The organism is Staphylococcus sp. GDX8P80P (assembly GCF_017893095.1).
Taxonomy (GTDB): Bacteria; Bacillota; Bacilli; order Staphylococcales; family Staphylococcaceae; genus Staphylococcus; species Staphylococcus borealis.
This window is the reverse complement of record NZ_JAESMI010000032.1, coordinates 1-20,902: the sequence shown is the minus strand read 5'-3', so window position 1 is coordinate 20,902 and position 20,902 is coordinate 1. Positions and strand designations below refer to the sequence as shown.

At 33.0% G+C, this 20,902-nt stretch carries 20 protein-coding genes; 9 read left to right on the top strand and 11 right to left on the bottom strand.

Annotated elements, in window-relative coordinates:
- Window positions 1-47: 47 nt before the first annotated feature.
- Window positions 48-1,097, bottom strand: coding sequence for a type 2 isopentenyl-diphosphate Delta-isomerase (gene fni / locus KA858_RS04500; RefSeq protein ID WP_210135125.1), 1,050 nt, complete (start codon window positions 1,095-1,097; stop codon window positions 48-50).
- 44 nt (window positions 1,098-1,141) lie between these two features.
- The gene (gene corA, locus KA858_RS04495) at window positions 1,142-2,089 is read right to left on the bottom strand and encodes a magnesium/cobalt transporter CorA (RefSeq protein WP_053028633.1); all 948 of its coding nucleotides are present in this window, start codon (window positions 2,087-2,089) and stop codon (window positions 1,142-1,144) included.
- Between the two features lie 120 nt (window positions 2,090-2,209).
- Between corA and KA858_RS04490 the strand changes: the two genes are divergently transcribed.
- Window positions 2,210-2,686, top strand: coding sequence for a thioesterase family protein (locus KA858_RS04490; RefSeq protein ID WP_210135124.1), 477 nt, complete (start codon window positions 2,210-2,212; stop codon window positions 2,684-2,686).
- Window positions 2,687-2,689: 3 nt separating this feature from the next.
- Window positions 2,690-3,094, top strand: a complete 405-nt coding sequence (locus tag KA858_RS04485; RefSeq protein ID WP_210135123.1) for a hypothetical protein — start codon at window positions 2,690-2,692, stop codon at window positions 3,092-3,094.
- Window positions 3,095-3,349: 255 nt separating this feature from the next.
- Here KA858_RS04485 and KA858_RS04480 read toward each other — a convergent pair whose 3' ends face one another.
- The gene (locus KA858_RS04480) at window positions 3,350-4,249 is read right to left on the bottom strand and encodes an alpha/beta hydrolase fold domain-containing protein (protein WP_210135122.1); all 900 of its coding nucleotides are present in this window, start codon (window positions 4,247-4,249) and stop codon (window positions 3,350-3,352) included.
- 194 nt (window positions 4,250-4,443) lie between these two features.
- On the opposite strand from KA858_RS04480, the gene KA858_RS04475 reads away from it, so the two are divergent.
- Window positions 4,444-5,091, top strand: coding sequence for a hypothetical protein (locus KA858_RS04475; protein WP_210135121.1), 648 nt, complete (start codon window positions 4,444-4,446; stop codon window positions 5,089-5,091).
- Between the two features lie 127 nt (window positions 5,092-5,218).
- Here KA858_RS04475 and KA858_RS04470 read toward each other — a convergent pair whose 3' ends face one another.
- Both KA858_RS04470 and KA858_RS04465 read right to left on the bottom strand, forming a co-directional pair.
- The gene (locus tag KA858_RS04470; protein ID WP_210135120.1) at window positions 5,219-7,273 is read right to left on the bottom strand and encodes a DHA2 family efflux MFS transporter permease subunit; all 2,055 of its coding nucleotides are present in this window, start codon (window positions 7,271-7,273) and stop codon (window positions 5,219-5,221) included.
- 12 nt (window positions 7,274-7,285) lie between these two features.
- A complete protein-coding gene (locus KA858_RS04465) occupies window positions 7,286-7,933 on the bottom strand; it encodes an HlyD family efflux transporter periplasmic adaptor subunit (protein WP_107629001.1) in 648 nt (215 codons plus the stop codon).
- Window positions 7,934-8,061: 128 nt separating this feature from the next.
- Between KA858_RS04465 and KA858_RS04460 the strand changes: the two genes are divergently transcribed.
- Window positions 8,062-8,613 carry a TetR/AcrR family transcriptional regulator gene (locus KA858_RS04460; protein ID WP_210135119.1) on the top strand — a complete coding sequence of 184 codons (552 nt, stop codon included), beginning with the start codon at window positions 8,062-8,064 and terminating at the stop codon, window positions 8,611-8,613.
- Between the two features lie 113 nt (window positions 8,614-8,726).
- Here the strand turns inward: KA858_RS04460 and KA858_RS04455 are convergent, their stop codons facing one another.
- The 3 genes from KA858_RS04455 to KA858_RS04445 all read right to left on the bottom strand — a co-directional run bounded on the left by KA858_RS04455 (window position 8,727) and on the right by KA858_RS04445 (window position 12,115).
- Window positions 8,727-9,935 carry a putative multidrug effflux MFS transporter TcaB gene (locus KA858_RS04455; RefSeq protein WP_210135118.1) on the bottom strand — a complete coding sequence of 403 codons (1,209 nt, stop codon included), beginning with the start codon at window positions 9,933-9,935 and terminating at the stop codon, window positions 8,727-8,729.
- Between the two features lie 233 nt (window positions 9,936-10,168).
- Window positions 10,169-11,545 (bottom strand): membrane-associated protein TcaA, encoded by a 1,377-nt coding sequence (locus KA858_RS04450; protein ID WP_210135117.1) that lies wholly within the window; start codon window positions 11,543-11,545, stop codon window positions 10,169-10,171.
- Window positions 11,546-11,656: 111 nt separating this feature from the next.
- The gene (locus KA858_RS04445) at window positions 11,657-12,115 is read right to left on the bottom strand and encodes a MarR family transcriptional regulator TcaR (protein WP_210135116.1); all 459 of its coding nucleotides are present in this window, start codon (window positions 12,113-12,115) and stop codon (window positions 11,657-11,659) included.
- Between the two features lie 163 nt (window positions 12,116-12,278).
- Between KA858_RS04445 and KA858_RS04440 the strand changes: the two genes are divergently transcribed.
- Window positions 12,279-13,235, top strand: a complete 957-nt coding sequence (locus KA858_RS04440; protein WP_210135115.1) for a YdcF family protein — start codon at window positions 12,279-12,281, stop codon at window positions 13,233-13,235.
- Between the two features lie 172 nt (window positions 13,236-13,407).
- Here KA858_RS04440 and KA858_RS04435 read toward each other — a convergent pair whose 3' ends face one another.
- Window positions 13,408-14,073, bottom strand: coding sequence for an ABC transporter ATP-binding protein (locus KA858_RS04435; protein ID WP_210135114.1), 666 nt, complete (start codon window positions 14,071-14,073; stop codon window positions 13,408-13,410).
- The gene (locus tag KA858_RS04430) at window positions 14,073-15,128 is read right to left on the bottom strand and encodes an ABC transporter permease (protein ID WP_210135113.1); all 1,056 of its coding nucleotides are present in this window, start codon (window positions 15,126-15,128) and stop codon (window positions 14,073-14,075) included. The genes KA858_RS04435 and KA858_RS04430 overlap by 1 nt, the downstream gene beginning before the upstream one ends.
- Window positions 15,129-15,263: 135 nt before the next feature.
- Between KA858_RS04430 and KA858_RS04425 the strand changes: the two genes are divergently transcribed.
- Genes KA858_RS04425 through KA858_RS12780 form a run of 3 tightly spaced genes read left to right on the top strand, consistent with a single transcriptional unit; the run spans window position 15,264 to window position 17,603 of the window.
- On the top strand, window positions 15,264-15,938 hold the full coding sequence (locus tag KA858_RS04425) for a response regulator transcription factor (protein ID WP_210135112.1): 675 nt from the start codon (window positions 15,264-15,266) through the stop codon (window positions 15,936-15,938).
- On the top strand, window positions 15,931-17,304 hold the full coding sequence (locus tag KA858_RS04420; RefSeq protein ID WP_210135111.1) for a sensor histidine kinase: 1,374 nt from the start codon (window positions 15,931-15,933) through the stop codon (window positions 17,302-17,304). Before KA858_RS04425 ends, KA858_RS04420 begins: the two co-directional genes overlap by 8 nt.
- A complete protein-coding gene (locus KA858_RS12780; RefSeq protein ID WP_210135130.1) occupies window positions 17,292-17,603 on the top strand; it encodes a DUF3021 domain-containing protein in 312 nt (103 codons plus the stop codon). The genes KA858_RS04420 and KA858_RS12780 overlap by 13 nt, the downstream gene beginning before the upstream one ends.
- A gap of 74 nt (window positions 17,604-17,677) precedes the next feature.
- Here KA858_RS12780 and mqo read toward each other — a convergent pair whose 3' ends face one another.
- On the bottom strand, window positions 17,678-19,156 hold the full coding sequence (mqo, locus tag KA858_RS04410; protein ID WP_210135110.1) for a malate dehydrogenase (quinone): 1,479 nt from the start codon (window positions 19,154-19,156) through the stop codon (window positions 17,678-17,680).
- A gap of 308 nt (window positions 19,157-19,464) precedes the next feature.
- Between mqo and KA858_RS04405 the strand changes: the two genes are divergently transcribed.
- On the top strand, window positions 19,465-20,616 hold the full coding sequence (locus KA858_RS04405; protein WP_210135109.1) for a glycosyltransferase family 4 protein: 1,152 nt from the start codon (window positions 19,465-19,467) through the stop codon (window positions 20,614-20,616).
- Window positions 20,617-20,902: the final 286 nt, after the last annotated feature.

The following is a 20,902-nucleotide window of genomic DNA, read 5'->3' as shown; positions in this document are numbered from 1 at the left end:
TACGCTCAACTTGCTTTTTTGTATTAACTGATATTAATTATTTTAGATTAACCTCGATGAATGTCTAAACCACGTTGGTCTATCCATGACATTAACTTCTGATCGAATACTAACTTACTTTGTTTTAGTTCGCTAATATCTCTTGCGTTTAACATCGTCATTATTGATTTTGTATGTGCAATAAATGATTCAACATAATCAATCGTTGTCGTAATGCCGCCATTTTCAACTTGGTTTAAAAATGGTCGAGACATCCCTACTGCTTTCGCACCTAAAGCCAAGCTCTTAACGACATCTAATGGTGTTCGTACACCACCACTAGCAAAGAAATTGAGTGAATCTTGATAAGCTGAACTTTCTAGTAAAGACTCAACGGTTGACTGCCCCCAATTTGCAAGATAGTCCATATCTTTGTTTGTGCGACGTTCATTTTCGATTGTGACAAAGTTCGTTCCACCTTTACCACTTACATCAACATAAGTCACACCTACGTCAATTAAGTCTTTGTATAATTCTTTACTCATGCCGAAGCCAACTTCTTTAATAATGACCGGCACATCTACACGTTGAACGATAGATGCTACATTATCTAACCATGTTGAAAATTCTCGGTTTCCTTCAGGCATAACGAGTTCTTGCGGTGCATTAACATGTATTTGTAGCGCTTGCGCATCTAATAATTTCACCGCTTCAACTGCTTTATCTACAGGAACATCTGCACCAACATTACTAAAAATAGTACCTTCTGGATTGGTTTGACGTGCAATACTAAACGATTCAGCCATTTTAGGATTTCTTAACGCAGCATGTGTTGACCCTACTGCCATCGCTAATCCAGTTTCTCGAGCCACGATTGCAAGTTTCTCATTAATTTGTTTCGTCCACTCACTACCACCTGTCATCGCATTAATATAAATTGGATACGTCATATCAAAATCCGTCGTGTGACTTGTTAAGTCCACATCATTTACATTAATACTAGGGATTGAATGATGTACAAATCGCACTCGATCAAAGTCTGATTGCGGTGCATCACTTTGAGCCATTGCTATTTCGACATGTTCATTTTTCCTCTGTTCTCTTTGAAAATCACTCATCTTTGTACCTACCTTTACTTTAAATAATAAAATTTCAAATTATATTAGAACCATTTTTTTCTTTTGAAAAAGATAATCAATGCGATAGCTATAATTAACATGACCACCATACAAATAGGATAACTATAGTGCCATTTAAGTTCTGGCATGTACTCGAAATTCATGCCATATACACCTGCAATAAATGTTAAAGGAGAGAAAATAACTGACACTAACGTTAGTACTTGCATAATACTGTTCATTCTAAATGATGAATAAGATTCGAAGTTCTCTCTTATTTCATTAGCCATCTCTTGTGATGTTCTGATAATATTATTCTGTTTAATAAGATGGTCGTCGATATGTTGAATATACATTGAATGCTTACTATCTACAATTAAATTACCTTCTGTTTTAATGGTATTTACCAATTCTTGCATAGGGAATAATACCCTCTTAATCTTGATTAAATCGGATTTAATTTGAAAGACATTATCCATAATCTTTTTACTTTGCGTGTCATCTACATGCGCGTCTTCAAAGTTATACGTTTTATCTTCAATTGTATATACGAACTCAAAATATTTATCTACCATCATATCTAATATATGTATCACTATATCTGCACAATCTAAGTCAGGATCATGGTGATGTGCGTTCATCTTTGCCACTTCATTTAATGATTCGAAATGTTTATGATGATAAGTAACCAGTACTTTCTCATTTAGAAATACATTCAAAGAGATTGGAGAAAAATCATCTCTGTACATGCTATGAAAGACTAAATATTGATATGATTCATAGGATTTATATTTTACACGTGGTACACCAGTAATGGCATCCTCTAACTCTAGATAGTTAAATTCAAATTGACTGACTAAGTAATCATTCTCTGCTTGTGTTGCATTTTCAAAATCGAACCAAACAATTGTTGCTGCTTCAGGAATATCGTCAACACTGTCAACTTGTGTAAGTGATTGATTTTTAGTTTGATATCGAATCGTCATTGTCATTGTTACATTTACCTCCTGCATGACCATACGTCTTTCATTCTACCATGAATTAAATCATGTGTATGTGTTAATTTTATTTAGTAAAATAGAAGTATCCATATATGAGTGAGGTCTGATAAGATGAGCAATCCATTAGTTATTAACAATGTTGTACATGCATCTCAAATTGATCATAACAATCATATGCATGATTCAGAATATAATAAAATATTTAGTGCAGCTGTAAACGAATTTAATTACACACATGGACTCTCTTTAGAAGAACGTGAAATCCTTCATTACACGATGTTTACATTAGAAGAACATACGACTTATCTTGTAGAGTTGTCTCTTGATTCCACTTATCGAATCGAAGTTTATATTTATGACTATGACTATAAACGTGTGCATTTCTTTTTAATGCTTTATAACAATAAGGATGAGTTAGCTGCAACGAACGAAGTCATTATGATGGGGATTGATACTAACAAACGCAAGTCAGCACCGTTTCCAACCGACTATCATCAAAATATTGCGCGTTATTATCAACAGCAAGGTACTATCGATTGGCCTAAACAATTGGGTCATCAAATTGGCATACCTAAAAAGGAGAACTAAAACATGGGACGAACATTCCGCAATCAACTATTAGAATTATTATATGATTTAAACGATGATTTAAAAGTAAATTTAATCACACTCAATACGACAAAACAATTATTTATGAATGGTCCAAGTCAAGAATTATTGAAAAGAGCATTTAATATAAGTTATCATCAAGGGCAAAAACAAGCGATTGAAGCTTTACGAAATATCACTGAAGCTGAAAATAATGATCAACACTTACAACATGTTGTGCATCGTTATATCAATGAATTCACAGATGCTTCTTCAAATTTAAATGCATTATCGGAACAACAACTGGCATCACAAACAGATTTAGCCCAAGTGATAGACAACCATTATCATCACTTAGGCCAAAAACAAATCATGACTCAAGTACAGCACTTGCTTAAACAGTATTAATGTACATAGATACGAATAGTTTATGATATAGAAATAGAGGAGAGCATAGGACAGCATTTTTTTTAAATTCGTCGTCCACTCCCATTCTGCTTTGTTTGTAAAATTGCGTAGTGAAACGCTCTTTGCTGGAGCTCACATGCAAACGCATACTGAATTCGCTTGCCTTATTAATTCAGTCGATTACGACGCATTTGCTACGTTGCCCATATGATGTTGAGGATTTCAAACGCTAAACGTTATTCAATTTAATACCCATTATACGTCAATCGTTTTAGCGATTTGTTTAATTACTTTGTGAGATTCATGTATAGGAAATAATGGGAAATCATGGAACATTTTAGGATATTCAAAGAATTGAACAGATTGGCCATTGTCCTCCATATTATAGACAAAACGTTTCATATCTGGATAATAAATTTCTCTGCCCCCACCAAATATCACAACTGGTGGTAAATCGTGAAGTTGTCCATAAATAGGTGAAATTAATGGATTAGCCAAGGCTTCCCCTTGCGTCCATACATTGAATATACGATGTAAACCATCTCTATTTACGAATCGATCTTTATTCATTAAGTCCTCAGTAATTTCTGGGTTAGTTAACGTCGCATCTAACATAGGTGACAGTAGATATACTTTATTAGGTAGTGGTTGCTTTTTAGCTACAAGTTGTTGAACGTAACTTAAAGCTAAAGCGCCTCCTGTACCATCGCCCATAATGACAATGTGTTTTGCATCTACTTCTTCTAATAAAGACTGATACACAGCATCTATCGCATTAAACGTGTCATCAATATGGTGTTCTGGTGTTTTAGGATAAATAGGTAGTACGACTTCATACAATGTACTTAGTGTAAGTTTATCCATAAATCTCCAATGAAATGGAGAGGGTTGTAGTGTATTATAACCACCATGAATATAGAGTATTTTCTTTTTTGTTTCATGGCGGAAGTTGAATCTAAATACTTGCATCTCATCGAGTGACAACTTATCTAAATTAGACTTAACATTTAAACTTGAAGGTTGTTTATGTTTAGCTTGATTAATGTCTTTTCTCTTGTCCATAAACGTATCAAAATCCGAATCATTATCAAACAATATTGAGCGGTTGTGCAGTAAGTATCGATTGATGATTCGATTAACCATGTGTGATCTCATAAAATTCTACCTTCCTTAATTAATAATAAATTTCTTAAACGTTATTACATTAAGCTCAAAAAACGATATAATTGAAGTTATGTTCTAAAAATTCTCGATTAATTATTTAATATAATATTGTTATTTGCATATTAAATTCAGTATAAATTAGTCAAACTTAGAAAACAATGAATTATAGTAAAGGAGTTAGAAAAGTGTCAGAAAGAAAAACAATCCAATATGATGATAGACCACCTATTCATAATCAATATTATCCTCGTTCTCATCGTCACAATCGAAAAAGAAAATCTTGGGTGAATTTGATGATTCAATTGATTATTTTCGTATTAGTAGCTATCACTGGTTATAGTATGTATAAACAGCCTATCTTCAATTTAGCCTTTGCCAACCAACCTATCAGTTATGCTCAAATCAAAGATTTTCAAAATACGGTTACACAAATAGGCGCACTCAACATAAATTTAAGTCAATTAACCAATTTAGAAGACATAGCTAATCGCCTTGTATTAGTATTTAATGTATTTTTTATTTTAGCAATTGTAAGTTTGATCATCACTGCTTTAACGATAATCTTTAATCGAACTTTACTAAAGATTTTTAATTTTATTATTATTTCTATTATGCTCATAATGTCCATTTATTTTGGTTATGCCATACAAGTAATTGGTCAACGTATTGCAGATAAATTGCAAAGTTTTTCTTTGAATGTTTCAGCAAACCAAATTATTAATGAAGCTGACGCCATTCATAATGCGCTTATTCTATTAGTATGTAGTTTAGCCTTATTAATAATTAGTTTCTTTTTTAGAAATCGTAAAACAAATCATTACACTATTAAATAATCACTCTTATGCCATTGTCGACGTTAAACTCAAGTCACAATGGCTTTTATTGTTGTAATAAAAAAAGTATCGATCACACTTATCAAAGTGTACCGATACTTTAAAAATAATGTCCCCCAACATCATTTTATTTAAATTTATTACTTTCCGCATGCATCATTCTTTCATGTTCTGCATCAGCGCCTTTTTTGCCTTTTAAGAATAAACTTAAAACAAATGCTAAGAAAGCTAATCCAGTCGCAATCCAGAATGCATCGTTAATGCCTTCGATATATGCAAGCTGATTAACATATTTCAAGATAGCTTGTAATGCTTCAGATTGACCGCCATATTGTGCCGCCATTTGACGAACATGATCTTGTATCATAGGGTTTGTTTTATCTAATTCATCTGCAAACGCACCAACATGATTTGTTGTTTGCGTTGTCATAACAGTAACAAGAATCGCCGTACCAATTGAACCTGCTAATTGTCTCATTGTATTAAGGAATGCGTTACCGTGAGAGATTAGTCTTGGTGGCAGTGCGTTAATCGCTGCTGTCATAAGTGGCATCATAACGAATGCCATACCAAATGATCGAATAACATAAATACTCATAATATGAAGATATGGTGTATCCATATTTAATTTAGTAAGTTCCCATGTTCCATAAGTCATTACTGCTATACCGAATAATGCTAATGGTTTTAAACCAATTGTATCAAGTAGCTTACCAGTAATTGGGCCTAAGATACCCATTACTAACGAACCAGGAAGTAATAATAATCCTGAATCTAGTGCTGAGAAGCCACGTAAGTTTTGTAAGTAAATTGGTAATAGAATCATACCACCGAATAAACTCATCATTACAACCATATTAATAATAGTTGTAAGTGTAAATGTTGATGATTTCAACACTTCAAGGTTTAACATTGGTGCTCTCATTGTTAATTCACGAATAACAAATGCAACAATAAATATTACACCAATAATAAACATAATTACAATTTCAGTTGAACCCCAGCCTTTATTTCCGGCTTCACTGAAACCATATAATAATGCACCAAATCCAATCGTACTATAAACAATACCTTGATAATCGGCTCTTGGATTTGTTGTTTTTTGGTACAGTCTGAACCAGAAGTAACCAAAAATCATTGCTGCAATACCTAGGAAGAACATACCATAGAACATAACATTCCAATGATAGTTTTGTACGATATAACCTGATAACGTAGGTCCAATTGCTGGTGCCAATATCATTGCTATACCCATTGTTCCCATTGCAACCCCACGTTTTTCTGGTGGGAAGATTGTAACGATGACGTTAGAACCTAATGGCATTAATACACCAGCACCAATGGCTTGAAGTACACGTCCACCCATCATCATTGGGAAGTTATTCGAAAGTGCACAGACTAAAGACCCAATCGTGAATAATAAAAGTGCAATAATAAATAACTTACGATACGAATATTTATTAAATAAGAATGCACTAATCGGGATTAAAATACCATTAACTAACATGAAACCTGTCATCAACCATTGTCCAGTTGATGCCGAAATATTGAATTCTGTGTTGATTTTAGGCAATGCAACGTTAAGCAATGTTTGGTTTAAGATGGCAATAAACATACCAAACAACATTGCAGCTAAAATTTTATTTCTTGTAATCCCTTTTCCAAACACAAAATCTTCTTTTTGTTTTTTGATGCGTTCGTTGACGCGTCCTTCTTGAGAATCGGGATTAATTGGTTCATAAATTGAATCTTTTGGAAGATGTTGGTTATTTACATCATCATCTTGTTTATCATCCTCAGTAGCATCGTCAGAATAATGTAAGGAATGTGATGCTTGCTTTTGCTCAGGATGTATTTGCTCTGAAGCATGATCTTGTTGATCTTGTTCATTCTCGAAATGATCTTTGCGTTTATCATTTTCAATGTGTCGATCTTCTGTGTTTAAGTGACGAAGTTGATGATCATCATGGTGAGCATCTTGCGTACGTTCTGACGCTTGATCTCGGTCTAAGTCACTGATTTTAAATTTAGATGGATTACTTTGACTTTTAGATTCTTCATTTACGTGTTGTCCCTTAGTTTGGTTTTTACGTTTCTTGCGTGATTTCAACACAAGAACGTTAACTAAACCAACTAAAATGACCACTAAAACAATATATCCAACAATGAAGGTCGTTGTCATTCTATGACCCCCTTAGTTTTTATGAATTTTAACTTCAGCGTTCATTCCAGGAACAACATTTTTAGATGGTGCAGAATCTAAAGAAATTTTAACTGGTACTACTTGTGATACTTTAGTGTAGTTACCGTCAGTGTTAGATGATGGCATTAATGAGAAGCTAGCTGCAGTCGCTTGGCCTACTTCTTCAACTTTACCGTCAATATCAGAATCTTGACCGTCAATAGTTACATCAACTTTGTCGCCTTTTTCTACACTGCTAACATCTTTTTCGTCAATATTTGCTGTAATATATAAATCATCTAAATTGTAAGCATAAGCAATTGGTGAACCTGCTTGTGCAACTGAACCTTCCATACCACTTGTTTTAACGATTGTACCGTTTTGTGGCATTTTGATATCCATAGTTTGTGACTCACCGCTTTGGCTTTGACCACTCACTTCTGCTACTTTGTCACCTTTTTTAAGTTTGTCCCCTTGTTTTGCATCAAGAGATTTAATTTGACCTGAAGTTGGACTAGAGATTTGAATTTGTTCTCCATCAACTTTGGCATTATCAGTTGTTACATAACTTGTAGCATTATGATATAAGTAGAAACCTACGATACCGACTACAACTAGAACAACGATAGTGATGATATTAATTAACACCATTTTTTTCATTGAACATTTCCTCCTATTTGTTTTTCAAAATCACTTTTAATATTATAAAGACATATACATAAAAATAACACCAACAATTATCGTTAAATTGTCGGCTATGTGAAGTTATAGATAAATTAGGTGACACGATGAAACAAAATGCTAAATATAAAATGATCAAAAGCTTAATCGATTTATTAGAAACTTATCCCATTGAAGATATATCCATCAAGATGATTTGTGCAAATAGTAATGTCAATCGCTCAACTTTCTATGATCACTTTCAAGATAAATATGATTTGCTATCTAAAATTCAAAATTATCATTTAAATAAATATGAACATCTACTAAACGCATTTTCTTTTAACTTCGATAACATTAAAAAGAATCCTGAGAAAGTTTATAAATTCTTTCATATTATTTTAAAATATATTTATAGAAAGAAAGCATTTTACCATGCCATTTTTATTTCTCATCCAAACAAAGCATTAGTAATGGAATATATTGAGATTACGAAACAATATTACACAAACATTTTAGGAGAAAATCATACAACCATTCAAAATGTCCCCTTCTTTATTACATACACAATGAGTGGGCAAATCGGTGTAATATTAAATTGGTTACGATTAGGGTGTCAAGAAAGTCCTGATGAAGTCGCAAGTGCGTTACTCGCTAACACGTTAAAAGTTCAAAGATAGTTGCATTTAATCAATAAAGAAGCCATTAATTGAGTTAACTTGATTAATGGCTTCTTCAATTTGATACTGTATTTAATTATTTCATCGTAGCATAGTAATTAATTTAATTTCTTTTATACTTTGTCATGCTTTAATACTTTAATATTTAATAATTGTAAAATGATAAGTAAAATAGCTGTGAGGCTAATTATAATAATGTACGGCATGCTATTATATTCACCTTTTAAATTAACAAGTGGTGTGACAAGTCCGCCTAATAACGATTGCAATAACCCTAACAAACTTGATGCACTTCCGCTTCCAGTCGTACGCTCTTCCATTGCAATTGAAAATCCTAACGTTGCTACACCGGTTACTGGGGCAACTAATACAATAAACCCTATAACTAATAATGCAAAATGCCAGTGATTCAACAATGTTAGTGACACGATAACGACGCCTAAAATTTGAACAGCTGTAAATGCACGTAACAATGCTTGTGGATGAAAATAGTCTACCAGTTTACCTGCAATTTGACTTGCAATGATGAGTGTAATGCCTATGCCAGCAAACATCCAACTGAAATGTAATGGTGAAACACCATATATTTTTTGAACTAAAAATGGCGACGCTGATATATAACTAAATAACATAATAAATGTAACACCTTGTATTAACATTGGTAACACAAATCGAGGTGTCGTAAGTAAACTTTTAAAATTACTAAAAATTACTTTAACTCCACTACTATCACGCTGGGCTACTGATAAAGATTCAGGAACTTTAAATACTGAGCCTAGTACCATTAACACACCAAATATCGTTAAAATGACAAATACCATTCGCCAAACAGCAAAACTTAAGATTAATCCTCCTAAAGCCGGTGCTATTACAGGTGCAACACCATTAACAAGCATGAGTAACGCTAAAAACTTCGTCAGTTCGTTCCCACGATACATGTCACTCGCAACGGCTCTTGATATAACGGCGCCAGCACCACCTGTAAATCCTTGAACAAATCTTAGAAATACCATAACCCAAATATTCTCAACGAATACTATACCCAAACTTGCTAAAGCGAATACAACCATAGAAATAACTAATGGTTTCTTACGTCCCATACTATCAGATATAGGACCTACAAATAAGTTACCTAATCCTAAACCTATCATAAATAACGATAGTGTAAGTTGTGCATTAGCTGTCGTCGTATTAAAATCATTCTTTAATTCAGGTAGTCCTGGTAAAAACATATCTATCGATAAGGCACCTATGGCAGTTAAAGCACCTAATATAATAATAAATAAGGGTGAATGTTTTCTTTGGTTTTGCTCTATATCCATTAACGTATCCCACCTTTGTAGGTTTCATATTTTCTATGTATTAAAAAAAGAACGAGCGGGCGTAGGACGAAATGATTGATTAAATTCGTTGTCCCGCCCCAGCTTGCGTTGCTTATAGCACTTCTTGATGACATGCTTTTTATTAATCCCCGCATGCAAGTATGATTAAAACTGAGAAAAGCTTGATTGAAGCATTTTCTCAGTTTAGTCAGTAACACTTGGTATCGTTCAATTTATTTTGAATCAACGAGTTGAAGATTCCCGGTATTATGATCCTCAGTTAATTCATAATCCGTAATTTCATATTGACCATTACTATTCAGATGCTGCACTTTAGTGTTAATCGTGTTACCTTGTTGACTGGCACTAATAATTTGTGGATTTATGAAAGCAGCTGAATGATTTAAATTATTTTCTATCATTTTATAGATGCTGGATTTATCTTTTAAAAATGTGCTTACTAAATTAAAGTTACCTTGAGAAATAGCGCTATTTAGTGTTAAAGAATAATTGTTAAAGAAATGACTCAATTTTGTTTTCAAGCTATTTTCTTCGGCTTCTTTTTCTTCAATATAATCACTAATCTCTTCATCATCAAACTCTAATACTGCACTATTAATATTACCTAAGTCTCTTGCTTTAATTGTTTTAGTCTCTGTACGGAATGTTTTTCCTTTAGCCTTTCCTAAGGCAGATACGGTCACATCTTTCGTTTGAGGATACGGTCCATACTCTCTAGATTGACTGTATTTCATTTGTTTATCATTAATTTCAACTTTTAGTGAGTTTTTGTCTAAGTCACTTTTTCCTTTTAATTTTACGGTTAATAGTGCCTCATTGAAATTTTCATTTACTTCAACTGTGTTTCCTTTACCATATCTAAAATCAAATTTAAGCTGGCCGCTAAATGTGCCATACTCTGTTTCCTTTTTAGCATCAATAGAATATATGCCTGGAATATATCTACCAAGTGACGTTGTTTTATTGGCATCAGCAATAACAGTTTTCTTTTTACCGCCATCTTTGAACTCATATTTCGTATCAAGCTTAGGTTTAACAATTGCTTGTTTTGTTGGTGCGGTGTAACTCATATTATCAAATATGAGTAATCGAGTTCCGTTTTTACTCACACGTAAGTAATTATTCCCTGCACGTGTTTTTAAATTAATTGCCTCTTTGGAATCACTTTTATTTAATGTTTCAACGGTTGATCTAATATCATGTGCAAATTTTTTCATACCGACTTCACTTCTAATGTAGTCAATATAGACGCTCGCTTCATCTGAATCGATATGAGAATTTTTAGAACTTAATAGCGTTGCTACCTTTTGTGAATCATTATTATCAATAGCATTAACTAAAATTTTAGTTTGCGCGTCAGGCGTGTTATAATTCCTTACCAATAAAAATACAATGACGAGCAATATAACAATAAATGCAACGATTGCCCAAGGAATAAACTTTCTAATCTTAATATTTGATGTGTTGGTTTGAGGGGTATGGATTTGCTTGTCTTTGCTGTCTGATTTTTTATATTTCTTCCCACAATTAGGACACTTGTTCAGGTTATTATTGTCAATTTTCTGTCCACATTTCGGACATGTACTCATTTAGTCACCAACTTCCCCACTACTATATTAAATTTAACGATTGATATTGTACGTTCAAGTTAAGAATATGATATCTATTATATAATAATCGGTCTAAAGCTTCATACTAATTTAAACTTTTGAATTAAATTTTTTTACTCTTTCATCTATTATATATAATACACTTAACGCTTTCTCAATATCTTTACTTGATAAGTCTGCCACCATATCACTGACAATGTCACTAACAATCTCATTATTTTCTTCAGTATATTGACGACCTTTGTCTGTTAAAACAACATATTTCAGGTGTTGATCAATATTGTTATTAGATTTTTGTAATGCTACGAAGCCACTGTCAATGAGTTTCTTGATACGTCTACTCACCGCTGCTTTATTAACACCTTGTTTCTCCGTTATTTCTGTAATTGATAATGCATGATGATGGCTTAGTAATCTGAGTACATTGGATTGTTCCATTGAAATGCCATACTTACTTTGTTGATCTTTTAATAGCTTGGCGGTTAAAGTATTGGTATCATCGATGAATTGTTTCATAAATTCGATGTGGTTTCTAGAAATTCTGCTCATTGCTTTACTCCTTGTTAATTAGTCATCCATTACGTTTATACATACTCTGTTAAATCATATCAATAAACAATTCTCTTGAAAACCTCATTCCGTGGTTAATAGTTGCTAAATGGTAAGTGGTTCGATTACATTTATATATATAAAGAAATTCGAGGTACTTCCTATGTTCGCAATTATTTTAGCTCTCATTGTGTTATGTATTGTAGTAGGTGTATTATTCAATGTAAAACAACTTTTAAATTTAACAACATTTATAATAACTGTCATATTGTGCATGATGATTACCGTCATAAATGTATTAACAATGACATTACCTACTACACTCATACTACTTATGATTATTACTACGCTTGGTTTACTACTGAAACATTATCATCTTTTTACACTTGAAAAAGGAAAAACATTTTTAAATAAAATGATGAAACATCTCATATTAGGTGTATTATTCACGGCGATTCTTGCATACCTTAGCACGATGCCTATTCCTATCATCAATGGCATCTTCCTATGGCTTACGATGATTGCTATAAGCACATGTTATGCATTCTTACTCTATATGGCTTGGTCTTCGGCTTTAGGTCGTATAACCACACAAAATCAATACGCGTTAATTATGGTATTGGGTGCTGGTATATTCACAAAGAACGTTACACCGATGTTAGCTGATAGATTAAATCGTGCACTAAACGTTTATCATCAACAAAAAGGTACATGCAACGTGCTTGTGAGCGGTGGCCAAGGGCCTGATGAACCAATATCTGAAGCATTGGCGATGAAACATTATTTAATTGACCACGGGGTTCCTGAGTCTAATATTATCGTAGAGGAACAATCAACCAATACCTTTGAAAACTTTTATTATTCTAAAAGAATCATACGTAATCTATATAAACATCGTCCTAGTATACTTTGTGTCACAAGCCAATTTCATATTTTACGTGGCATGAGATTTGCACAAATAAATCAAATGAAAGTCGATGGTATTGGAAGTCATACACCCTATCATTTCTTTAATATCGCATTAATTAGAGATTTCTTAGCGCTTATGTATCAATATAAACTACTCTTAACCATTTACTTTGCAATTTTATTTTTTGCATCAATTTATATCTTATTTTAAAACATAAAGATGGGAGTTGGATAGAATTCTATACGAATTCATCATCCAACTCCCAATTGGTTATGCTTGCAACATCGTTTGTTGACATATGCTAATTGTGCACGCTTCTTGACTACCTATTATCATATGATTTACTTTACACACCGATTAACTTCTACAATATTTGTACTTTTTACAACTCTATTTTACCATCTTCTATTTTAATCACTCTATCTGCATATTCAAATAATCTTTTATCATGCGTAATCATAATACCAATCATATCTTTGGTTTGAACTTGAGATTTAATCATTTGAACAACAGATGTCGCTCTATCTGCATCTAAACTTGCTGTCGGTTCATCCGCTAATATAATTTTAGGTTCATTCATAAATGCCCTCATAATCGCCACACGTTGTTTTTCTCCTCCAGATAACAAATGTGGATAAACAGCTAGACGATGACTCAATCCTATTTCATTGAGTAGTCTCTGTGCTTTCTCTTTAGCCTCTTTACGTTTACTTCCCGCTTCTTTAGCTACAATCGTTAATTGTTCCTCCACAGTTAAATAAGGTACGAGATGCGATGATTGAAAGATAAATCCAATATCATTTAGTCTTAGACTAGTTTTATCTACATCATTAGAGAATAATTGCTTATCATTATATAAAATATTTCCACTTGAAGGACTTAATAATCCCCCTAAAATATTTAGAAGTGTTGATTTACCTGAACCAGATGCGCCACTAAGAATAATAAACTCGCCTTGATTGACCTCAAAGTTAATCCCTTTTAACACTTCTGTTTGAGCATCTCCACTACCAAATATTTTAGTAATTTGATTAAGTTGTAACGTCATTATTCCATACCTCCAATTGCCTCTATCGGATCTACTCTTAGTACTTTTATAAAGGATAGTAATGCACCTATTAATCCTACGATTAGAAATACGGCAATCATTAATAATACCTGACTATAATTTAAATAAAATGGCATTGTCACTGGCATAACCGTATTCAAAATAAGTATGACAATAAATGCTAAAATAACACCAACCATTGTTGTTAAAACAATTTGTAGTAAAAGTGCAGTTAATAAATGTTTGGTCTTAATACCAATAGCTTTTAGAATACCTATTTGAGGGATCTTTTGAATCGTCATCACATAAAAGAATGCACTCAATACGATAGCTGTAATAACAAATAAGCTAATAATCATTAAATTAAGTGGCATTTGCTCTGCCTGGTAACTAGCAATGTTATCTGTTAACGTCTTTTCGTCCACTACTTTTATGCCCTCTATTTGATTAAGTGACGCTTTGTCATCTTTATTTATATTTTCAACAGGGTAGAATGTTGATATTTGCTTATTCATCGATTCAAACGCTTCTTTATTCATTAATATCATTGAACTATGGGAATACATGGTTTCGTTCATTATCCCGCTTATTTTATAACGCGTGTCATGCCCTTTAAATGAAACGTAATCTCCAACTTTCAAATCATTACCAGTTAATTTTTCACTTATAGCGATTTCATCTTGTTGAGTTGGATAGCTACCAGTTATAAGTTTTGGCTTAAGATGTTTTGGTGTATTAAATGTAATAACATCTTGCTCATCTTGATTGATTTTAAGTGTTTGTGTGCCTATTTGTGTGGCATCTTGATGAATGATATCTTCTATTTTATCTTTCTGAGACTGGTTCATCTGTGAACTTTCTAACTTAGGCTCTTTATTATCTTCAACAATATAATGTTCTGCCGGCATATTGTTTAAATATGATATATTTTCTCGTGCTAATCCTTGAGCTAATCCACTAATAAATAGAACCATACTTCCTAATAAAAAGATGATTAACATGATTAATGTGTAACGAAATTTATAAAATTTTATTTCTTTCCATGCTAAATTCATACTTACTACCTCCCACTGCTATTTCAATACACAGTTTAATGACATAATATGAACTGAATATGAACTTTAATGGAATTTGTTTTTTGATATAGTTATTCATATAATCATGTTAAATATATTAAAGGAGTAATAATGATGGTGAAGTGTTTAATAGTGGATGATGACTATAAAATATTACATTACGTTTCTCAGCATCTCGAAGCGGCTCAAATTCAAACCGTTACACATGCCAGTGGAGAAAACGCATTACAATACCTTACAAATAACCAAGTTGATATTGCTGTTGTCGATATTATGATGACTGGTATGGATGGATTTGAACTGTGCCAAGTGCTAAAAAGCGACTACGACATACCTGTTATTATGCTAACAGCACGAGATGCGCTAAGCGATAAAGAACGTGCATTTGTGAGTGGAACAGATGATTACGTAACGAAACCATTTGAAGTGAAAGAATTACTATTTAGAATTAAAGCTGTGCTAAGACGTTATCAAATTAATTCTCAATATATTATAAAATTAGGCAATGTGACTTTAATTCAAGAATATATGGAAGTCATTGTTGGATCCAAAAATGTAAATTTACCTACTAAAGAGTTTCAATTATTATTTTTATTATGTGGTCAGCCAAAACATATTTTTACGCGCAACACATTAATAGAGCGCATTTGGGGGTTTGATTATGAAGGAGATGAAAGAACGATAGACGTACATATCAAACGACTACGTCATCGTCTAAATCAATTAAATGCCACGATTGAGATACAAACAGTTCGTGGACAAGGATACAAGGTGATTACCCATGTTTAAATCTCTTTATACACGTATTGCAATCTATACAATTACAGTTATTCTATTTAGTGCTTTAGTAAGCTTTCTATTCGCTAATATATATTACCATTTCAATTTAAAAGCACATAATGATACTAAGATAATGCGTACTTTAAAAGAAGCACGACAATTTCATGCCTCTTCAAATCAATCTAATAGTCAAGCCTATTTCAAACACCTAGGCGATATGAACTATCAAATTATGATTGTAGATCGTGCACATCATAAAACATTTTATGGTGAACCATTTCGCCAAGACACGATTTCAAACACCGCGATCAACCAAGTTCTACAAGGCGAGGACTATCACGGTATCAAAAATAAGCCATTCGAATTATTTGTAACTGGATTTTTTGATAATGAAACAGATAATACTGTAGGCGTCCGCTTTACCCAAAATCATCAACCGCTTGCCGTGTTTATGCGTCCAGATATAGGCGAAACCTTTAGTGAGTTTCGTACTTTTCTTTCAGTATTATTAATTTGTTTATTAAGTATTTCAATCACTCTAGTTATCGCATCAACTTATTCAATCATTAAACCTATAAAAACGCTAAAGCAAGCAACAGAGCGTTTAATACACGGAGATTTCGATACACCCATTTATCAAAGTCGTCATGACGAAATCGGCACACTACAATATCGATTCGACGCTATGCGTCAAGCATTAAAACAAGTCGATGATATGCGACAACACTTCGTTCAAAATGTTTCACATGAAATCAAAACACCATTAACACATATTCAACGTTTACTTACAGAATTACAATTTACAGCGACGCAAGAAAAAAGGCAGACATACATTGATGAAATTCACGACGAAGTAACTCGATTAAGTAATCTCACAAAGGAATTACTTCTCCTATCAGAATTAGATAATGCCAATCATTTACGCTTTGATGATCATATACACATTACTACGATGATTAAAGAAATTATACGTCATGAGCAATTCGAATTAGATAATAAAGATTTAATGTTGTTGTCTGATTTAAGTGACGTTTATTTCCAAGGAAATAGTCGTTTATTACATCAAGCATTCTCTAATCTCATTCAAAATGCGATTAAGTACGCTTCAATTGGTGGTACAGTTGAAGTTAGGCTTTCTCATGAGCATAATGATTCAATTTTATTTAGTGTCAATAATGAAGGAAATACGATTCCATCAGAAACTCAATCACATATTTTTGAGCGATTTTATAAACTGAACGAGCAAGATAATAGTAATGGCTTAGGCCTAGCCATTACGCAATCAATTATTAAATTACACCAGGGCGAAATTAGCGTGTCTAGTGACGTACAACGAGGTACTACCTTTACGATTAGACTGACATCAAACTTATAAATATATGCCATTTATATCATCATTTAAACCACTTACACAGTGAGAACGACCGGATACTTATTTTTACGCATACAGACTGGAGTATCACACGTGCTACGCTATTACATTTCATATTTAGCTATATTGGTTTACTGCCCATTGGTATTTTAGCTGGATGGTTTTTAATTAAAATTTCAAATATTTTGATATTCACATTTTATTTCATCATTATATATTTGATGATTTGGATTAAATCTTACTTTACAAACAAAAAGTACGTTACAGAAATTAATCGACAACTAAATAAAAGGGAGAAATAAAAATTGGCTAGTTACTCATGGAATTGAATTAGAGTAGCTAGCCAATTATGTGTTATCTATACAAACTGGTGCGATTATTTAACATTTAAATATTTTTGAATTTCTTTATTTACTGCACGATAAACGTCTTCATGTTCAGTTAATTTAAGACCAAATGAAGGTACCATTTCTTTAATCTTAGGAATCCAATTTTTAAACTCATTACCATAACAACGTTGTAATAAATCAAGCATAATATCTACTGCAGTAGATGCACCTGGAGAAGCGCCTAATAAGGCAGCAAGTGAACCATCATCCGATGTGATGACTTCTGTACCAAATTGTAAGTTCCCTTTGCTATCTTCGGTATCTTTGATCACTTGTACACGTTGTCCTGCAACAATAACTTCCCAATCTTCATCTTTTGCATTAGGCACAAATACACGTAAATCATTCATACGATCCTCATGCTTTAACATCAGTTGTGAAATAAGGTACTTCGTTAACTCCATTTCTTTGATACCTGCTGAAAGCATCGTTAATACATTATTTGGTTTTACTGAACGTATTAAGTCTAAATTTGAACCTGTTTTTAAGAATTTAGGTGAAAATCCTGCAAACGGTCCAAATAATAAAGCACGTTCACCATTTACAAATCGCGTATCTAAATGAGGCACTGACATTGGTGGTGCACCGACACTTGCTTTACCATATACTTTCGCATGATGTTTCTCAATCACGTCTTTATTCGTGCAACGCAAGAATAAACCACTTACTGGGAAACCACCAATATGTTTTGATTGCTTAATACCTGTTTTTTGTAAAAGTGGTAAACTTGCACCGCCAGCCCCAATAAATACAAATTCTGATTCATATGCCTTGCTTTGACCGGAATTTAAATCTTTAACTGTCACTTTCCAGTTTCCATTATCAAGTTTCTCAATATTTTCAACTTCTTGTTTATAAGATACTTCTACATTTCTATCCTTTAAATTAGAAATAAGTTTCTTTGTTAATGCACCGAAGTTTACATCTGTACCACTCTCATCACGAGATAATGCTATAGGCACATGTGATGTTCTTCCTTCAACCATTAACGGAACCCATTCTTTAATTTTGTCACGATCTTCAGTAATATCCATTTTTTCAAATAGAATATTTTCTTTTAATGCTGCGACTCTGTTTTTAAGAAATTTCACATTAAAGATACCTTTAACAAAACTCATATGCGGCACAGATTGAATAAAGTTAGCAGGATTCTCTAATTGACCTGTTCTAACTAAATGTGCCCAAAACTGCTTAGAGACTTGGAATTGTTCGTTGATTTTAATTGCTTTCGTAATGTCAACGGAACCTTCCTTACCTTCTTTAGTGTAATTTAATTCACACAGTGCAGAGTGTCCTGTTCCAGCATTGTTCCAAACATTTGAACTTTCTTCACCAGATTGTTCTAATTTTTCAAATATTTTAATTTCTTTGTCTGGAGATAATTCTTTTAATAACGTTCCGAGTGTTGCGCTCATTATACCGCCACCTATTAAGATGACATCTGTTTTGCTATGTACTGAACTCATAACAATACAGTCCCCCTTTTTTTCACATCTTTAGTCGATAGGATATTGACCTTGGCTTAATAAATTAAAACGCTTTCTTTATTTATTAAAATTTTTAATATTAACTTTACGCTATACGTAAAATCGACTTTTTATTAACTAGTTTAATTATATACATAATCCCCCCATGAAAAAAGTGTTTACATAAAGTTTTCATCTTTTAATAGATAAAGCAGGGTCGATAGATGATTCGAATGACATTGCTATTACTATTAGACATACATAAGAAATGCTATAATTCACTATTATGAATCATTAGAGGTGTAACTATGAAATCATTCACATTTTTTATGCATAATGTCTATGCTTTAGGCGGAACTGTGAAAGCTGTTTCTGAATTAGCTAATACACTTTCCGACAAGGGGCATCACGTAGAAATTATTTCTGTTTTTCGTGCGCAAGATGAACCTTATTTTAAAATAAATAACAATATAAAAATAAAAACACTAATCGACTATCGTTTAAAACCTCAGAACATTATAGCAATCATTATGAATCGTATTAATAAGTATACTTCCTTGTTGAAACCAACCAAAATAAACCATCATGAACCAGGATTAAATCAATTTTCAAAATACGTAGAAAATAAAATGATTAAAGCGATTAAAAAAGTAGATACAGATGTGCTTGTAGGTACTAGAGCGAGTTTTAATATTTTAATATCAAAGTATCATCCTAATGATGTGATGACGATTGGAATGGAACATATGAATTTACAAGCACATCCAGAACACTATCAACAAGATATACTTGATGCGTGTCGTAAATTAGACCTTATTACAACGTTAACGAAACAAGATCAGTTAAATTATGCGCAACATATCAACACACCTGTTTATACTATTCCTAATATCATCAGACCAATTAAAAATGATACTCACAAAGAGAATATCATCATGAGTGCGGGTAGATTAGAATTTGAAAAAGGCTTTGATATTTTAATAGAGAGCATTCGTCGAATTCAAGATGATCTTAAGCGACTCAACTTTAAAGTAGAAATATATGGAGATGGCCAAGAACGCGAGTCTTTGCAACAACTGATTGATCAACATCATTTAAACGATTTAATTACACTTTATGCCGCTACGCAACAACTTAATACTAAATTAGCTAAAAGTAAAATCACCGTCGTACCGTCAAGAAATGAAGGGTTTGGTATGGTTGTACTAGAAGCAATGGCGCAGGATAATATTGTTATAAGCTTTAAAGATACACTAGGGCCTGCAAGTATCATCACACATCAGGTTAATGGTTACTTAGCAAAATATGGTGATGCTGGTTCATTAGCAAAATACATCGACATCGCTATGAATCATATTGATGATGCCGACCAGATGGTTCATGAAGGACATGTTACTTTGAAACATTATACACCTACCACTGTTTATGAAACATTTATGTCCGCTATAAATAGTATTTAAACTTAAAGTGCTACTTCGCCTCGGTAAGCATCTCAACTTAAGCGAAATGAGAAACCAAATAAGCGCTACTTTAGAAACTGTCCCATATGAATGGCCCCAACTTGCTTCGCCTGTAAAATCACTTTCGTGATTTTTTGTGTTGGGCCCCGACTCCCAACTTGCTTTGCTTGTAGAATTTCTTAGTGAAATTCTCTTTGTTGGGGCCCCGACTCCCAACTTGCTTTGCTTGTAGAATTTCTTAGTGAAATTCTCTTTGTTGGGGCCCCGCCCGCAAGGGTGACTAGAA

What these genes read in the sequence shown, in the direction of transcription:
- KA858_RS04445 (WP_210135116.1), bottom strand. Translation starts at nt 12,115, where the DNA reads ATGAGCAGAATTTCTAGAAACCACATCGAATTTATGAAACAATTCATC.
- KA858_RS04455 (WP_210135118.1), bottom strand. Translation starts at nt 9,935, where the DNA reads ATGGATATAGAGCAAAACCAAAGAAAACATTCACCCTTATTTATTATT.
- KA858_RS04450 (WP_210135117.1), bottom strand. Translation starts at nt 11,545, where the DNA reads ATGAGTACATGTCCGAAATGTGGACAGAAAATTGACAATAATAACCTG.
- KA858_RS04460 (WP_210135119.1), top strand. Translation starts at nt 8,062, where the DNA reads ATGAAACAAAATGCTAAATATAAAATGATCAAAAGCTTAATCGATTTA.
- KA858_RS04480 (WP_210135122.1), bottom strand. Translation starts at nt 4,249, where the DNA reads ATGAGATCACACATGGTTAATCGAATCATCAATCGATACTTACTGCAC.
- KA858_RS04490 (WP_210135124.1), top strand. Translation starts at nt 2,210, where the DNA reads ATGAGCAATCCATTAGTTATTAACAATGTTGTACATGCATCTCAAATT.
- mqo (WP_210135110.1), bottom strand. Translation starts at nt 19,156, where the DNA reads ATGAGTTCAGTACATAGCAAAACAGATGTCATCTTAATAGGTGGCGGT.
- fni (WP_210135125.1), bottom strand. Translation starts at nt 1,097, where the DNA reads ATGAGTGATTTTCAAAGAGAACAGAGGAAAAATGAACATGTCGAAATA.
- KA858_RS04405 (WP_210135109.1), top strand. Translation starts at nt 19,465, where the DNA reads ATGAAATCATTCACATTTTTTATGCATAATGTCTATGCTTTAGGCGGA.
- KA858_RS04420 (WP_210135111.1), top strand. Translation starts at nt 15,931, where the DNA reads ATGTTTAAATCTCTTTATACACGTATTGCAATCTATACAATTACAGTT.
- corA (WP_053028633.1), bottom strand. Translation starts at nt 2,089, where the DNA reads ATGACAATGACGATTCGATATCAAACTAAAAATCAATCACTTACACAA.
- KA858_RS04425 (WP_210135112.1), top strand. Translation starts at nt 15,264, where the DNA reads ATGGTGAAGTGTTTAATAGTGGATGATGACTATAAAATATTACATTAC.
- KA858_RS04435 (WP_210135114.1), bottom strand. Translation starts at nt 14,073, where the DNA reads ATGACGTTACAACTTAATCAAATTACTAAAATATTTGGTAGTGGAGAT.
- KA858_RS04440 (WP_210135115.1), top strand. Translation starts at nt 12,279, where the DNA reads ATGTTCGCAATTATTTTAGCTCTCATTGTGTTATGTATTGTAGTAGGT.
- KA858_RS04485 (WP_210135123.1), top strand. Translation starts at nt 2,690, where the DNA reads ATGGGACGAACATTCCGCAATCAACTATTAGAATTATTATATGATTTA.
- KA858_RS04430 (WP_210135113.1), bottom strand. Translation starts at nt 15,128, where the DNA reads ATGAATTTAGCATGGAAAGAAATAAAATTTTATAAATTTCGTTACACA.
- KA858_RS04470 (WP_210135120.1), bottom strand. Translation starts at nt 7,273, where the DNA reads ATGACAACGACCTTCATTGTTGGATATATTGTTTTAGTGGTCATTTTA.
- KA858_RS04465 (WP_107629001.1), bottom strand. Translation starts at nt 7,933, where the DNA reads ATGAAAAAAATGGTGTTAATTAATATCATCACTATCGTTGTTCTAGTT.